The sequence below is a fragment of the Mesorhizobium sp. M1322 genome (genome assembly GCF_040318085.1).
Lineage (GTDB): Bacteria > Pseudomonadota > Alphaproteobacteria > Rhizobiales > Rhizobiaceae > Mesorhizobium.
In genome coordinates this window covers 1-15,612 of the sequence record NZ_JAMYLP010000012.1, presented here as the reverse complement: position 1 = coordinate 15,612, position 15,612 = coordinate 1, and the positions used below count along the sequence as shown (strand labels likewise).

Genomic DNA, 15,612 nt, shown 5'->3' with positions numbered 1-15,612 from the left:
CGGTGCGCGAAATTATCTTTTAACTTCAGCGTGTTGGTAGGGAGAATCCATGGGCAAGGGACGGGTCGAGGCATTTACCGATGGCGTCATCGCCATCATCATCACCATCATGGTGCTGGAGTTGAAGGTGCCGCATGGCGCGGATTTTTCCGTGCTGGCACCTCTGTGGCCGACCTTTCTCAGCTACGTGCTGTCCTTCATCTATGTCGGCATCTACTGGAACAATCTGCACAACATGTTCCACACCGTGCAGCGCGTCGATGGCCGCGTGCTGTGGGCGAATTTGCATCTGCTGTTCTGGCTGTCGCTGATGCCAGTCACCACCGCATTCATGGGTGAAAACCATTTCGCGCCGGTGCCTGTCGCCGTTTACGGTGTTGTCCTGGCGCTTTGCGCGACCGCCTATTTCATTCTAGTCGTCATGCTGCACCGGCTGCATGGCAACGACACTACCTTCGCCAGAGCGGTGGGCACCGACCGCAAGGAAAAGATCTCGGTGGTCCTCTACATCGCCGCCATTCCGCTGGCCTTCGTCAATCAATGGATCAGCGTCGCGTTCTATGTGCTGGTTGCCATGATCTGGTTCGTACCGGACAGGCGGTTCGAGAGGCTGGTCGAAAAATAGGGCTGCCTATTCCCGCATTGCTTTCAGCTTCTCGGCCACCGAGGCCGCAAGGTCGGCATAGCGCTCCTCAAGCCGCTCGGCCGCCTTGATCACCGAAAAATCATGACCGAATTTCTCCAGCGCCATGCGCAGCTTCTCGACGAATTCCGCTTGCTTTTCTAGCGCCGAAAACAGCGTCTTCACTTGCACTTCGCTGATGTCGGGATTGGCAAGCATTTGCGGCACCTCGCGGCTCATCTGATCGCCGGTGGCGGTCTGTTCTTTCAGGATCTCGATCCAGTCGGTCAATCGGTAATCTCCTTCTTACGCGGACAGCATGCGCAGCGCCTGCCGATGTGGTCAACCCAAGGACGTCAAAGCGGGCTTGCGCGAGCCCCTCGCCGCGCTAAGTTCGGCGCAACTTGAACGAGGACGCTATAGCCATGACCACCGATGCCGAAATCCAGAGCGCTTTGCCTGCCCTTGCCTCCGGCAACGTTGCCGTCATCACCGGCAGCGCCAGCGGCATCGGCCTTGCCGCGGCCAAGCGGCTGGCAGCGATGGGCCTGAAGATCGTGCTGGCCGATATCGGCGGCGCGCGGCTCGATGAGGCTGCCCGCGCCGTTGCAACGATTGCCGGGGACAGTGCCGTGCTCGCGGTTGGCACCGACGTCTCGAAGGCCGACGAATTCGACCGGCTGGCCGAAAAGGCGTTCGGTGCCTTCGGCGGCGTGTCGCTGTTGATGAACAATGCCGGCGTCGGCAACAATCCCGGCAAACCCTGGGAGAACCGCGACGCCTGGAAGCGGCTGCTGGACATCAATTTCTGGGGCATCGTTCATGGCGTCGAGGCCTTCGTGCCGCGCATGCTGGCGACCGGCAGGCCGGGCCTGATCGTCAACACCGGCTCCAAGCAAGGCATCACCACGCCGCCCGGCAACCTTGCCTACAACGTCTCCAAATCAGGCGTGAAGACCCTCACCGAAGGCCTGGCACACGCGCTGCGCAACGAGCCCGGCGCAAAGGTTGCTGCGCATCTGCTTATTCCGGGGTTCACTTTTACCGGCCTGACCGAAGGTGCGACCGAAAAGCCCGCCGGCGCCTGGACCGGCGAGCAGGTGGTCGAGTTCATGCTGGCAGCGCTAGTGCGTGGCGACTTCTACATCCTGTGCCCCGACAACGAGGCGACACGGCCGATGGACGAAAAGCGCATGGCCTGGGCAATCGGCGACATCATCGAAAATCGCCCTGCTCTGTCGCGCTGGCACCCGGACCACAAGGAAGCGTTCGCGGCGTTCATGGAAAGCTGACGCTCACGCCGCATGCGTCTTCGAGCCGGGCTTTTGCGCATCGGCTTTCTTGACCGCCACACCGGCGACCTGCCGGTCATGCCGCTTCGCCGCGCGCTCACATTTCTCGCGGATCTCCTGGACCTCGGATTCGGTCAGATGCTCGATGCCGATAAAGCTGTTTTTGGCTTTGCTGACCCGGATCAATTCATCGAGCTTCGCCTGGATCGCGGCGCCATCACGGTTTTGGGTGTTCTGGATAAGGAACACCATCAGGAAGGTGACGATCGTCGTGCCGGTGTTGATGATGAGCTGCCACGTATCGGAAAACCCGAACATCGGTCCGCTTGCCCCCCACGCCACAATGATCAGGAAACAGACGGCAAATGTCGACGGCAGACCGGCGAGATGGGCAACGTAGTTGGCGATCCTGGTGAAAAGCTTCTCTATCATGGCAGCAGAAACAACCAGCATCCGCTTCGGGTTCCCTGCACGGAGGGATTTCGCGGACATAACCGTGCACGCGCCCGCAAGATCAGGGTATTTCGTTATCCCAGACGTCGAGGAAGGCCTCGATGGACAGCGTCTGCATGTCGGGGACTGCCTTGGCCAGTCTCTCGGGCGGCCAGTCCCACCAGGCGAGGCTTTCGATCCGCGCGGCGACGTCCGCCGCGAAACGTTGGCGCAATTGCCTGGCCGGAACGCCGGCGACAATCGCGTAGGCAGGTACGTCGCGCGTCACCACCGCATTGGCGCCGACGATCGCGCCATTACCGATGGTAACATCAGGCATGATCACCGCACCATGACCGATCCAGACATCGTGGCCGATGCTGACGGACTTCGCCCGCCGTCGTTCCCGAAATCCGGCGTCGACGCCCAGCCAGCGAAAATATTCGTTCGGGCGATAGCTGACCTTGTGCTGGGTCAGCCGCTCGATCGGATGCTCCAGCGCGTTGATGCGGCTGTTGGCGGCGATCGAACAGAACTTGCCGATGGTCGTGTAGATCGCCTCGGCGTGGCGCTCGAAATAGGAGAAGTCACCGACCGAGACCTCGCGCAGGATGACCCGCTCGCCGATCGAGGCGTAGCGCCCAAGCTTGCACGCCTTCAATTCCGCAGTCGGATGGACGCGCGGCTCGGGGCCTTTCAGGACGAGGTTTTCGGGACGGTCCATCCCGGCGCTTTACGCCCGAGCGATTGGTCCCGCAAGCGGGACCAATCGTCCGTCACCTGTTTCCAGAGCCTATTTCGGCTTGCCGTTGGTCCACACCACGTTCTGGCCGTAGAGCGGCACGGTGGTAACCGACATTTTCGCCGAACCGTCCTGCACCTGGCGCGAGTGCGATAGATAGATCAGGGTCTCATTGGTTTTGTCGTAGATGCGGTTCACCACCTGTTTCTTCCAGATCAGGCTGATGCCTTGCTTGAACACCTCCTCGCCGGCCTCGCTCATGTCGATGTCGCTGATGGTGATCGGCCCGGTCTGGCGGCACGAGATCGAGGAATCGGACGGATCCTCGAACCAGTTTCCCTTCTGCAAGCGATCGATCACGCCGCGGTCGAAATAGGAGACGTGGCAGGTCACGCCTTCGACCTTCGGATCCTTGATTGCCTCGACGATGATGTCGTTGCCGAGCCAGTCGACGCCGACCTTGCCGACCTCCTGGGCGACAGCCGCACCAGCACCGATGACAAGGCATGCGGCCAAAGCGCCGCCGATCTGTTTTCGCCCAATCAGTCCTTGCCCAATCAGTCGTTGCAACGAAGCCTCCTGCGTTCGAGTTTTGCCGACCTCAGGTGGGACGGTCGGCGGCGCTTTGCAAGCGGATCATTTTTTGACGGGAAAGCCGGTTGCGGCAACGCGACATCTTTGCGCGCGCGAGATCAAACCGCTAAGAGTGTTCGCCCAACAAGCTCCATGGCGCCAATACGGCGCCAATGAAAATCACGACGGACACCCAATTGATGATGCGTTCGATACTGGTCGGCATTCTCGTCCTGATGGCAGCAGGCATCGGCTGGCTCACCTTCGACTGGTACCGCGGGCATTATGGCGGCGAGCCGTTCGGCGCGCCGTTCACGCTGGTCGACCAGAAGGGCGCTCCGGTCACCGAGGCCGCCTTTCGCGGTCATCCCAGCGTCGTCTTCTTCGGCTTCACCCATTGCCCGGAGGTCTGCCCGACCACGCTGTTCGAACTGGCCGGCTGGCTGAAGACGATGGGTGACGACGGCAAGAACCTGCGCGCCTATTTCGTCTCGGTCGACCCGGAGCGCGACACGCCTGAAATCATGAATGCCTATATCAGCAATTTCTCCGACCGCATCCTCGGCATCACTGGCGATCCGGACAAGGTCCACGCCATGGCCAAATCCTTCGGCATCTATTCGAAGAAGGTTGATACGGGTAACGGCGACTACACGATGGACCACACCGCTTCGGTGCTGCTGCTCGACGCCAGGGGCGACTTCGCCGGCACCATCGCCTACGGCGAAAGCTCGGACACCGCCATCGCCAAACTCAAGCGGCTGGCGGCGGAAGGTTAGAGCATGATCCCGAACCGAAGGTCCGCGACAGCGAAAAGTGAGACCGGTTTTCGGAAAAGATCATGCTCAAACAAAAACACCGTTTGATGACCCAAACGCGGCTTTATTTCACCACGGGAAAGATCGAGGCCGACCGTATCTTCGCGGCGTTCGAAGCAGCCTTCGAAGACGAGGGCCTGCCGATTGCCATCCTCGAAGTCGATGAGGACCGCGACATCCACGAAGTGTCGCTCTATGCCGACGGCGATGTCGATGCCGTCGAGGCGTGCGTGAAAGACATTCTTGCCGGGCTTGCCCTGGCGAGGCCGATTGCGCGCGAGCCCGTGCCTGATATCGACTGGGTGACGCGTTCGCTGGAGGGACTGAAGCCGGTACGCGCCGGCCGTTTCTTCGTCCACGGCGCGCATGACCGCAGGAAGCGTCACAGCGGCGAACTCCCCATCGAGATCGAAGCGGGTCTGGCTTTCGGCACCGGCCATCACGGCACCACCGCCGGCTGCCTTGAAATGCTGGAACAGGTCGTGCGGCGCGAGCGCCCGCGCAGCGCGCTCGACCTCGGCACCGGCAGCGCCGTGCTGGCCATCGCGCTGGCCAAGCTCGCCCATATCCCGGGGCTGGCGACCGACATCGATCCGGTCGCCATAAAGGTCGCGGCGGCCAATGCGAGGCTCAACCACGTCAAGGCGCTCGTCGAAACGGTGACGGCGCCGGGCTTCCACCACCCGATCTTTGCCGCTCGCGGCCCCTTCGACCTCATCGTCGCCAACATACTGGCGCGGCCGCTGATGCGGCTGGCGCCAGAAATGGCCGGGCATATCGTCTTGGGCGGCTCGATCGTGCTGTCAGGCATCCTCGACCGGCAGCGCGACGCGGTGATCTCGGCCTATGTCGGCCAGCAGTTCCGCCATGTCAGGACTTTGCATCGCGAGGGCTGGGTGACGATCCACCTCAAGCGGTGACGCGCAGCGCCTTCGAACGCAAGCCGTAAATTCGCTCAGACGTAGCGCGACCTTGCCGCCTTCTTCAGTTCTTCGCGATCGTAGCCGTGCGCTTTCAGCGTTTCGTCGTCAAAACCAAGCAGAACGCCGCTCACATAGCGGCTCGCTTCACGCTGACGCGCTTCGATGAGAGCATTCACAGCGCTTCGGAAAAATCCGCGTCTGGCTGAAATCGTGGACATGATGGTCTCCTTTGCAGGGCAATAAGACTCGTTCCTCCACGCCGAAAAGGTAAGCTCTGCTGACCTATTTGGAAATCGCCGATTCTGCATGGCGTCTATGCGCAAAAGCGGTGCTGGACCAAACCCCACCTGTTGCCAGTCGGCGGACGCTATAGCACTTTGATCTTACACTGATTTTCTCCGGACCGAAGATCAGCGCAGCAAAAAGTCGATTCCGATTTTCGGGGTCATGCGCTACGCTCGCGCCAACATCCGAGGAGAGGCCATGATGTTCCAGACCTTTGATTCCGCCGGCGACCCCGCCGTCGGCAAGCCGCGTGTGGCGTTGCTGCGTCAATGGCTGGCGGCCAACGGGCTGGATGGCTTCATCGTGCCTCGTGCCGACGAGCATCAGGGGGAATATGTCGCCGACCGCTCGGCACGGCTGAAATGGCTGACCGGCTTCAGCGGTTCGGCCGGCGTCGCCATCGTGCTCGGCGACCGTGCCTTCATGTTCGTCGACGGGCGCTACACGCTGCAGGTGCGCCAGGAGGTCGATCTCGACATCTTCTCGATCGAAAGCCTGGTCGACAATCCGCCTCCCACTTGGATCAAGGACAATCTCGGCAAGGGCGTGCGGCTTGGCTTCGATCCGTGGCTGCAGACGATCGGCGACGTAAAAGCGCTGAAAGCTTCGGCCGAAAAATCGGGAGCGGTACTGGTGCCGCTCGAGACGAATCCAATCGACGCCATCTGGAAGGACCAGCCCGAACCACCGCTGGCGCCGGTCGAGCTCCATCCGATCGCCTTTGCCGGCGAACTGGCCAAGGACAAGCTGGCACGGCTAGCGTCGGCCATCGGCAAGGATGGCGCCACCCATGCCGTGCTGACCGACCCGTCCTCCATCGCCTGGGCCTTCGACATCCGCGGCGGCGACGTGCCGCACACGCCGCTGGCCCTCGGCTTTGCCGTGCTCGCGGCCGACGGGTCGCACCTGCTCTTTATGGACCAGCGCAAGTTTTCGCGCACCGTCGCGGCCTATCTGACGCAGCTCGCCGAATTGCACGAACCCGGTGAATTCGAAGCTGTTATCGCAGCCCTAGCCAAGGGCGGCGCGAAGATCGCGCTGGATCCGATGCTGGCGGCGGAGAAACTGAGAATGCTGGTCGAGGACAATGGCGGCACCGTCATTGCCGCACCCGATCCTGCCCGCATTCCACGCGCGACGAAAAACCAGACCGAGATCAACGGCGCCCGCGCCGCGCATCGCCGCGATGGCGCCGCCGTGGCCAAGCTGCTTTGCTGGCTCGACCGCCAAGAACCCGGCAAGCTCGACGAGATCGCGGTCGTCACCAAGCTCGAGGAGTGCCGCCGCAGCACCGGCGAGGAAACGCAGATGCCGCTGCGCGACGTCTCCTTCGACACCATCTCGGGCGCCGGTCCGAATGGCGCCATCATGCACTACCGTGTCTCCCGCGCCACCAGCCGAAAGCTTCAGTCTGGCGAGCTGTTCCTGCTCGATTCCGGCGGGCAGTACCAGGACGGCACCACCGACATCACCCGCACCGTGCCGATCGGCAGGCCGACCGAGGAAATGCGCGAACGCTTCACGCTGGTGCTGAAGGGCATGATCGGCATTTCCATGCTGCGCTTTCCGCCAGGCACGCGCGGCTCGGAGATCGATGCCGTGGCGCGCCTGGCTCTGTGGAAACATGGCTGCGATTTCGCCCATGGCACCGGCCATGGCGTCGGCTCCTATCTGGCCGTGCACGAGGGCCCGCAGCGGATCGCCAGGACCGGCACCGAAAAGCTGCTGGCGGGCATGATCGTCTCCAACGAGCCGGGCTACTACAAGGAAGGTTCCTACGGCATTCGCATCGAGAATCTCGTACTGGTGACTCTGGCCGAGCCGATAGAGGGCGGCGACATCGCCATGCACGGCTTCGAGACACTGACGCTGGCGCCTATCGACGTCAGGCTGGTGCGATCCGACCTATTGACGCGCGACGAGCTGCATTGGCTCGACATATATCACGCCCGCGTGCTGGCCGAGATCGGACCGATGCTCGATGGCGAGACGCTGGCATGGCTGGAAAAGGCAACAGCACCGCTGCCGCACGACCAGAAGATCTGAGTTCGGAAAGGGGTCAGCTATCGACCCAAGCGGATGTCGATTTGTGAATTCGTGCCGTCGACTTCACACCATGCCCTACGCCGCCATAAAACCGCGCCCGGCGCGCGTGTGTCTCAGCTGCATCGGTCCGGTTACCCGGCGAACTGCCGGGCGAGGATCAGCACGGCGGCGCCGGCCAAAAACATCGCCATAAGCCCGCCGCGCAGCGAGACCAGTCCGGCGACGATCAATGCCGCCCATTCCGCCGGGCCGGCGCCAAGCGCCGCGGGCGCCACCAGCGTCGTCAGCACCGCCGCCGGGACCGCGTTCAACCCGGCCTCGACGCGCGGATGGATGTTTTCGAAGCGCGAGATCACCAGATGGCCGCCGATGCGGGTCAGATAGGTCGCAATCGCACCGGCGATGATGATCCACAAGGTTGTGCTCATGGCCGCGCCTTCACACCGCTGTGGTGCGGCGGCAGGATGACCGCGAGCAGCACGCCGGCCACGGCGCCAATGGAGACGTGCCAGGGCGAGCCCACTGTCTTGTAGGCGATGATGGAGGCAGCGGCACTTGCGACGACCACCGGCAGCCACAGTGGCCGTTTGCGAAAGCTCATGACCAGTCCGAGAAAGTAGATCGGCAGCAGGAAATCGATGCCCAGCGCATGCGTGTCGGGAATGAGCGTGCCGAACATCGCGCCGAGCGCGCTTTCGGTTACCCAGAACACATAGACCGGCAGACCAAGCCCCATGTACCAGGCGAAGCCGACCGTCTCGCCGGTCTCCGCCTTACGCTCGGCCACCGCGAACTGCGGATCGGTCAGGATGAAATAGCCGACAGCCTGCTGTACCAGCGGCCAGTGCGCGATGCGCCGGCCGATACCCGCCGAGTAGAGCACATGGCGGAAATTCACGGCGAAGATCGACAGCACGATCAGCCATGGCGCGACATGCTGCCCGAACAATTCGATGCCGACCATCTGGCTGGCGCCGCCGAAGACCATGGCGCTCATCAGGAAGGCTTCGAGCACCCTGAAACCGTTGTCGACGGCGATAGCGCCGAACAGCAGCGCAAACGGCGCCGACGCCACCACGACGGGCATCGAGAGCCGCACGCCTTGCCAAAAATCGCTTTTCGCACCATTTTCGGAGATTGCTTCCGCCGACATCGATCACTCCCTCGGGAATGGTCGTATGTAGGTAGCACCGCCTGCCTTGTCACACCAATTCGCTTGAGCCAAACGATCAGCGGAAATGATCACCGAGCCATGTTGCACGTTCATCGGTCCGGAGCTTAGTCCACCGGGACCTGCCCTTCGATGGCCCTGCCCCAGTCGAGCAGCGGCTTGGCCCGCAAGGTGAAATCAACGAGCTCGTCGACCAATGCCGGCCCGTGAATTCCCGCAGGGTCGATTTCGTGCCGGACGGCGAAATGCCGGTTGCGGATGGCCGCCGCGAGATCGGCCTCCGTGACATGCTCGAAGCCGCGCGGCGCTCGCTTCATGCAGCCTTCCGCATCAAGTTCGAGACGATTTCGCTTCAATGCCTTGACCAGCGCCCGGAATTCGCGCGGCCGCGTCGCGATGGCGTTGCGCATCGCCAGCAGCAGCGCCGGTCCGGGCTGCCACCAGGCAACGCCGGCAAAGCAGCGCTCAAGCCCGATATGGACGAAGAATACGCCTTGTTCCATCTTGGTGCCGTCGGGCGAAAGGATTGCCGATAGATGCCGATTGTAGGGTCGTTTGTCCCTAGCGAAACGCACGTCGCGATTGATCCGGAACAGCGACTTCTTGCGATCGCCGCGCAAACCGAGCCCTATCGCCGTGAACCGCTCGGAGAGCGTTTCGACCAGATCGCCGAAGGGGTCGCGCAGTTCGCATTCGAAGAGGTTGCGGTTTTCCAGAAACCACTCCCGACTCTGATGAAAATCGAGCGCCTTGAGGAAGGGAATGGCCTTTTGGCCGAAACCGTTAAATGCCACCGTCACGCCTTGCCGATCCGCGCCAACCACGCATCCTCGTCGATCACTTCGATGCCGAGCTCGGTGGCGAGCTTGAGCTTGGAGCCGGCACCTGGTCCGGCAACGACGAGATCGGTCTTCTTCGACACCGAGCCGGCGACCTTGGCGCCGAGCTTTTCGGCCATCGCCTTGGCCTCGTCGCGCGACATCTTTTCCAAGGCGCCGGTGAAGACCACTGTCTTGCCGGAGACCGGCGACGACACGCCACCGACCGGCTCCTCGTCGAGCACTGTTACTTCCGCGAGCAATGCATCGAGCGCCTGCCGGTTATGGTCTTCAGCGAAGAAATCGACCACCGCTTCGGCAACGATCGAGCCGATGCCGTTGATGCCGTTCAACTCCTGCCAGGCAGCGTTGCCAGGGTCACCCTTGCCGGCCGGCATGACGGCGTTTTGCCCGGCTTCGCGGAAAGCGGCAAAGGAAAGGAAATGGCGGGCCAGCCGCTTGGCGTTGGTCTCGCCGATGTGGCGGATGCCGAGCGCATAGAGGAAGCGCGAGAACTCGACTTGCCGCCGATCGTCGATTGCTGCGAACAGCTTGCGTACCGAGGTCGCGCCGAAACCGTCGACATTCTCGAGCTTGGTCAGCGATCCTGCCTGCCGTGCGTTCAGCGTGAAGATGTCGGCCGGCGAATAGATGCGTAGTGACGGATCCTCAGCATGGAAGAAGAACTCAATCTGCTTCTCACCGAGCCCCTCAATATCAAAACCACCTCGGGACACGAAATGGCGCAGACGCTCCACTGCTTGCGCCGGGCAGATCAATCCGCCGGTGCAGCGCCTGACCGCTTCACCCTCCTCGCGCACGGCGTGGCTGCCGCAGGCCGGGCAAAGCACTGGAAAAGCATATGGCATACTGTCGGGCGGCCGCTTTTCCATGACCACGTCGATGACCTGCGGGATGACATCGCCGGCACGCTGGATGCTCACAGTGTCGCCGATGCGAATGTCGCGGCCTTCGCGGATCGGCTGGCCGTTATTGCCAATGCCCTTGATGTAGTCCTCATTGTGCAGCGTCGCGTTGGTCACCACGACGCCGCCGACCGTCACCGGCACCAGCCGCGCCACCGGCGTCAGCGCGCCGGTGCGGCCGACCTGGATGTCGATGCCGGTCAGGATCGTCGTCGCTTTCTCGGCCGGGAATTTGTGCGCGATCGCCCAGCGCGGCGAGCGTGACACGAAGCCCAGCCGCTGCTGCAGCTCAAGGCTGTTCACCTTGTAGACGACGCCGTCGATGTCGTAGCCTAGCGTCGCCCGGCTGGATTCAATCAGCCGGTATTGTTCGAGCAGCCCCTCGACGCTGTCGAACAGCTTCATCAGCGGATTGACCCTGAAGCCGAAACGCTCGAACGCGGCCACCATGCCCATCTGCGTGTCGGCGGGCATGGCGCTCACCGCGCCCCAGGTATAGGCAAAAAACCGCAGCGGCCGGCTGGCGGTAATCGACGTGTCGAGTTGGCGCAAGGAGCCTGCCGCCGAGTTGCGCGGATTGGCAAAAACCTGCTTTCCGGCCTCGGCATTGCGGCGATTGAGTTCGGCGAAATCGGTGAGGCGCATATAGACCTCGCCCCGCACTTCCAATACTTCGGGAAAGCCCCCCGAAAGCACATTGGGAATCTCGGCGATGGTGCGGGCGTTGGCCGTCACATCCTCGCCGACTTGGCCGTTGCCACGCGTTGCTGCCGTCACCAGCCGTCCGGCCTCGTAGCGCAGCGACAGCGACAGGCCGTCGATCTTCGGCTCGGCCGTCATGGCCAGCGGCGCGTCGGCGCCGAGCCTGAGGAAGCGGCGAATGCGGCCGACGAAATCGATCACGTCCGCATCGGCAAAAGCGTTGTCGAGCGACAGCATCGGAATAGCATGGACGATCTTGCCGAATTTCTCCGAGACCGCGGCACCGACTTTGCGGGATGGCGAATCCTCACGCACAAGATGGGGAAAACGCTGCTCAATGGCGAGATTGCGCCGCCGCAGCGCATCGTAGGCGGCGTCCGAAATCGTCGGCGCGTCCTCGGCATGGTAGCGCTGATCGTGGTCGGCGATTTCCTCGGCCAACCGCTTCAGCTCGCTTGCTGCCTCGCTTTCGTCAAGCGCATCGACAGGTTTTTCGGACATGCACTGCTCCTCGACGCTGACCCCAAAGCTCGGAACGATCTTCAGAAAGGATCACGCGCAAAATCAAATTGCTACAGCGTCCTTTGCGCATCCGAAAGGGCGCGCGACGCTGCAGCGGCGCGCAATACAATAGATCAGGATTTTGCCCTGAGGGAGCCAAGCCTCGAGAAAATCATTCCGGAACAGCAGCATGGAGCCACATCCTGACTCGACCCACATCGCCGAGCATGAGCTCCCCTATGCCGCGGTTGTGTTCTCTCGCAGCAGGCGCTCGGCCGCCGCGCGTGCCTCGTCGGTGATGGTCGCTCCGGCCAGCATCCGCGCGATCTCTTCCTGCCGCGCCGCCCGGTCCATCTCGGCGATACCGGTGGCGACACGGTCGGCCCCGCCGGATTTGGAGATCAGGAAATGCGTCGCCGCGCGTGCCGCCACTTGCGGCGCGTGCGTAACCGAAAGCACCTGCACGCGCTTCGACAGCCGCGCCAGCCTTTGGCCAATGGCGTCCGCCACCGCACCGCCAACGCCGGTGTCGATTTCATCGAAGACCAGGGTCGGCGCCGAGCCACGGTCGGCCAGCGCCACCTTCAGCGCCAGCAGGAACCGCGAAAGTTCGCCACCGGAGGCGACTTTCATCATCGGGCCCGGTCTTGTGCCGGGATTGGTGCGCACCCAGAACTCAACCTGGTCGATGCCGTCTTCCATGCGGCTCTCGGCCTCACTCGCCATCTCGACGATGAACGCGGCTCGCTCGAGCTTCAGGGCCGGCAATTCGGCCATCACCGCCTTGGTCAATCCGACCGCCGCCGCATGGCGAAGCGACGAAAGCTGTGCCGCGGAAATGTCGTAGGTCTCGCGCGCCGCGGCGGCTTGCTTCTCCAGCCCGTGCAGGCGCTCCTCGCCGGCGTCGAGATCGGCGAGATCGGCGGCCATCGTGTCGCGCAACTGCGCCAGAGCGTCGACCGCCACACTGTGCTTGCGTGAAGCGGCGCGCAGCGAAAACAGCCGCTCCTCGGCCTGTTCCAGCCGCCGCGGATCGTATTCGGTGGCGCGAAGTGCCGCTTCCACCCCCGATTGCGCCGCGTCGAGCGACAGCATCGCCTCATCGAGCGATTTGACCACGTCGTCGAGCAGGCCGGGCGCATCGGCCACCTTGCGCTGCAGCCGCCGCAACAGACTGGCGAGTTGCGGCAGGGGCGAGGATGGTCCCGAGAGCACATCCTGCGCGTCATGGATTTCCGAGGCGATCTTTTCCGCCCGCATCATCGAGGCACGGAGTTCGGCAAGCTCGGCTTCCTCGCCGGGTTGGGGGTCGATCTTCGTCAATTCGGCGACCGCGGCGCGCAGATAGTCGGCCTCGCGGGCCGCCGCTTCCACCTTGGCGCGGTGCCACGAAAATTCCTGCTCGCACGCCCGCCAGTACCGCCATGCTTCGGCGGTCGCCCGGACAGCGCCGAGATGACCGCCAAAACTGTCGAGCAATTCGCGATGGGCGCCGGGATCGACCAGGGCACGCTCGTCATGCTGGCCATGGATCTCAACCAGCGCGTGACCGACGTCGCGCATCAGCGTCACGCTGGAAGGCTGGTCGTTGACGAAGACGCGGGTACGGCCGTCCGCCGTCTGCACGCGGCGCAGAATGATGTCGCCATCGTCCTCGATGGCGTTGTCGGCGAGCAGCATGCGGGCAGGATGGTTACGCGGCACGTCGAACACGGCGATGACCTGGCCTTGTGCCGCGCCATGCCGCACCAGCGAGGCGTCACCGCGAGCGCCAAGCGCCAGCGACAGCGCGTCGAGCAGGATGGATTTTCCAGCCCCGGTTTCGCCGGTCAGCACCGAAAGGCCGGACGAGAAATCGATGTCCAGCTTCTCGATCAGAACGATATCGCGGATCGACAGTCTGGAAAGCATGGTGACGCGCCGCTCAGGCGCCGGTGATCAGCTTCCCGGCCTTGGCGATCCACGAGCCCGCATTCTCGCGCGGCTCGAGCCCACCAGTCTGCAGGAGCTTGTAGGAATCCTTGTACCACACGCTGTCGGGATAGTTGGTGCCGAGCACAGCCGCGGCAGTCTGCGCTTCCGATGTCAGCCCCATCGCATAATAGGTTTCGGTAAGGCGCGCGAGCGCTTCCTCGACATGACGCGTGTTGGAATAGGTCTCCACCACGAGGCGGAACCGCTTGACGGCGGCGATATATTCACGGCGCTCGAGATAGTAGCGGCCGATCTGCATCTCCTTGCCGGCGAGCTGGTCATTGGCGAAGCGGATCTTTTCCTTGGCGTCGTCGACATATTCGGAATCGGGCCAGCGCGTCACCAGATCCTGCATTGTCTGCACAGTCTGGCGCGCTTCCTTCTGGTCCTGGGTGACATTCCTGATTTGCCGGTAGTAGCTGAGCCCGATTATGTACTGGGCATAGGCAGCGTCGTCGGTCGACGGATAGAGCGTGAGATAGCGCTTGGCCGAACCGATCGCCTCGGTATAATTGCCCTGGCGATAGTCGGCAAAGGCGCCCATCACCATCGATTTGCGGGCGTATTCGGAATAGGGATGCTGGCGGTCGACCGCACTGAATTTGCGGCTCGCCTCCTGCAGGCGCCCGGCATTCAGATTGGCGAGGCCCTGATTGTAGAGAACGTCGGCCGGCTCGGTCTGCTCGACATAGGTCGACAGATCGACATCCTTCTCGGACGACATGCAGGCCGACAGGAACAGCGATGGAACAAGCACCGAAAGCGCCAGGAAAACAGCCCGATGCGGCGCTTTCGATTGACCAATTCGCTTGAAGAACATGATTGGATTCCGCCCTTTCGGCGTCATTTCAGTCGACAATTCGCCCTGGGGCAGCAGGCATAACCATAATCGCCGTGCCCGGCAACGCTATCTCCGGCCAATCGCACATTTTTGTGGCGGCCCTGGCGCAGCCCGCACACTTGCGTGATTTCGCCGGCCAATGGTGCATTCATGCAACACAGGCCGGCGGCCATAAAACCCGAAAAACGTTAAGAATCAGATCATCCAGGGCGCGTAGACAGGCGCATAGACGGCGCTCATCTCGGCGGTCCGACCGCGCTCTCGGCGTGTCGTCTCGACGATCTCGAACGCTGAACGGTCCGACAAAAGGCGGCGCAGCGCTGCCGCATTCAGCCTGTGGCCGCCGCGATAGGAACGGAAGCAGCCAATGAACCGGGCGCCGGCCAGCGCCAGGTCGCCCATGGCGTCCATCGTCTTGTGGCGCACGAACTCGTTGGGATAGCGCAAGCCTCCCATGTTGATCACGCGGTTGTCGTCGCCGATCACCAGGGAGTTTTCCAGCGAGGAGCCGAGCGCATAGCCGGCTGCCCACAGCCGCTCGACGTCCTTCATGAAACCAAAGGTGCGGGCCCGCGCGATATCGCGGCGGAAAATGTCGGCGTTCATGTCGGATGCGAAGAGCTGACGGCCGATCGCAGGGCTTTCGAAATCGATCTCGATTTCGAAGCGCGTGCCGTCATAGGGCCTGAACTCCGCCCAGGAGGCACCGTTCTCGATGCGAACCGGCTTGACCAACCGGATATAGCGGCGCTTGACCGGCAGCGTATCGATGCCCGCCTGGTCGATGGCCTCCACGAACGCCATGGCGCTGCCGTCAAGGATCGGAACCTCATGGCCGTCGATCTCGATGACGACATTATCGATGCCGAGCCCGAATAGCGTGGCCATCAGGTGTTCGACTGTGGCGATATGCTCGCCTGCCGGATCGCCGAGCATGGTGCAGAGA

The 15,612-nt window shown here is 62.7% G+C and carries 17 protein-coding genes; 5 read left to right on the top strand and 12 right to left on the bottom strand.

The window, feature by feature from the left end; all coding sequences use genetic code 11:
• The first annotated feature begins 49 nt into the window (after window positions 1-49).
• Window positions 50-625: a TMEM175 family protein gene (locus NKH12_RS07055; RefSeq protein WP_352952483.1), complete on the top strand. Its 576-nt coding sequence runs from the start codon at window positions 50-52 to the stop codon at window positions 623-625.
• Window positions 626-631: 6 nt separating this feature from the next.
• On the opposite strand, the gene NKH12_RS07050 is transcribed toward NKH12_RS07055, so the two are convergent.
• A complete protein-coding gene (locus NKH12_RS07050; protein ID WP_352952482.1) occupies window positions 632-913 on the bottom strand; it encodes a hypothetical protein in 282 nt (93 codons plus the stop codon).
• A 134-nt stretch (window positions 914-1,047) separates the two neighbouring features.
• Here NKH12_RS07050 and NKH12_RS07045 point away from each other — a divergent pair, with 134 nt between their 5' ends.
• Window positions 1,048-1,914, top strand: a complete 867-nt coding sequence (locus tag NKH12_RS07045) for an SDR family NAD(P)-dependent oxidoreductase (RefSeq protein ID WP_352952481.1) — start codon at window positions 1,048-1,050, stop codon at window positions 1,912-1,914.
• 3 nt (window positions 1,915-1,917) lie between these two features.
• On the opposite strand, the gene NKH12_RS07040 is transcribed toward NKH12_RS07045, so the two are convergent.
• The 3 genes from NKH12_RS07040 to NKH12_RS07030 all read right to left on the bottom strand — a co-directional run bounded on the left by NKH12_RS07040 (window position 1,918) and on the right by NKH12_RS07030 (window position 3,658).
• Entirely contained in the window at window positions 1,918-2,346 is a 429-nt protein-coding gene (locus tag NKH12_RS07040; protein WP_352952480.1) for a low affinity iron permease family protein, read from the bottom strand.
• A gap of 82 nt (window positions 2,347-2,428) precedes the next feature.
• Window positions 2,429-3,070 (bottom strand): DapH/DapD/GlmU-related protein, encoded by a 642-nt coding sequence (locus tag NKH12_RS07035; RefSeq protein ID WP_352952479.1) that lies wholly within the window; start codon window positions 3,068-3,070, stop codon window positions 2,429-2,431.
• 69 nt (window positions 3,071-3,139) lie between these two features.
• Window positions 3,140-3,658, bottom strand: coding sequence for a CreA family protein (locus NKH12_RS07030; RefSeq protein WP_352952478.1), 519 nt, complete (start codon window positions 3,656-3,658; stop codon window positions 3,140-3,142).
• A 203-nt stretch (window positions 3,659-3,861) separates the two neighbouring features.
• On the opposite strand from NKH12_RS07030, the gene NKH12_RS07025 reads away from it, so the two are divergent.
• On the top strand, window positions 3,862-4,440 hold the full coding sequence (locus tag NKH12_RS07025; protein ID WP_352952477.1) for an SCO family protein: 579 nt from the start codon (window positions 3,862-3,864) through the stop codon (window positions 4,438-4,440).
• A gap of 86 nt (window positions 4,441-4,526) precedes the next feature.
• The gene (locus tag NKH12_RS07020; protein ID WP_352952554.1) at window positions 4,527-5,399 is read left to right on the top strand and encodes a 50S ribosomal protein L11 methyltransferase; all 873 of its coding nucleotides are present in this window, start codon (window positions 4,527-4,529) and stop codon (window positions 5,397-5,399) included.
• 35 nt (window positions 5,400-5,434) lie between these two features.
• On the opposite strand, the gene NKH12_RS07015 is transcribed toward NKH12_RS07020, so the two are convergent.
• Window positions 5,435-5,620 (bottom strand): hypothetical protein, encoded by a 186-nt coding sequence (locus NKH12_RS07015; protein WP_352952476.1) that lies wholly within the window; start codon window positions 5,618-5,620, stop codon window positions 5,435-5,437.
• Window positions 5,621-5,885: 265 nt separating this feature from the next.
• On the opposite strand from NKH12_RS07015, the gene NKH12_RS07010 reads away from it, so the two are divergent.
• Window positions 5,886-7,733, top strand: a complete 1,848-nt coding sequence (locus NKH12_RS07010) for an aminopeptidase P family protein (RefSeq protein WP_352952475.1) — start codon at window positions 5,886-5,888, stop codon at window positions 7,731-7,733.
• 131 nt (window positions 7,734-7,864) lie between these two features.
• On the opposite strand, the gene NKH12_RS07005 is transcribed toward NKH12_RS07010, so the two are convergent.
• The 7 genes from NKH12_RS07005 to lpxC form a co-directional block, all read right to left on the bottom strand.
• Window positions 7,865-8,161, bottom strand: a complete 297-nt coding sequence (locus NKH12_RS07005) for an AzlD family protein (RefSeq protein WP_352952474.1) — start codon at window positions 8,159-8,161, stop codon at window positions 7,865-7,867.
• Window positions 8,158-8,886, bottom strand: coding sequence for an AzlC family ABC transporter permease (locus NKH12_RS07000; protein ID WP_352952473.1), 729 nt, complete (start codon window positions 8,884-8,886; stop codon window positions 8,158-8,160). The genes NKH12_RS07005 and NKH12_RS07000 overlap by 4 nt, the downstream gene beginning before the upstream one ends.
• A 125-nt stretch (window positions 8,887-9,011) precedes the next feature.
• Window positions 9,012-9,704 (bottom strand): DUF2461 domain-containing protein, encoded by a 693-nt coding sequence (locus NKH12_RS06995; protein WP_352952472.1) that lies wholly within the window; start codon window positions 9,702-9,704, stop codon window positions 9,012-9,014.
• Entirely contained in the window at window positions 9,701-11,851 is a 2,151-nt protein-coding gene (gene ligA, locus NKH12_RS06990; RefSeq protein WP_352952471.1) for an NAD-dependent DNA ligase LigA, read from the bottom strand. The genes NKH12_RS06995 and ligA overlap by 4 nt, the downstream gene beginning before the upstream one ends.
• Window positions 11,852-12,088: 237 nt before the next feature.
• Entirely contained in the window at window positions 12,089-13,762 is a 1,674-nt protein-coding gene (gene recN / locus NKH12_RS06985; RefSeq protein WP_352952470.1) for a DNA repair protein RecN, read from the bottom strand.
• A gap of 13 nt (window positions 13,763-13,775) precedes the next feature.
• Entirely contained in the window at window positions 13,776-14,645 is an 870-nt protein-coding gene (locus NKH12_RS06980) for an outer membrane protein assembly factor BamD (protein WP_352952469.1), read from the bottom strand.
• Between the two features lie 216 nt (window positions 14,646-14,861).
• A partial coding sequence (lpxC, locus tag NKH12_RS06975) for a UDP-3-O-acyl-N-acetylglucosamine deacetylase (RefSeq protein WP_352952468.1) occupies window positions 14,862-15,612 on the bottom strand: 751 nt, incomplete at its 5' end.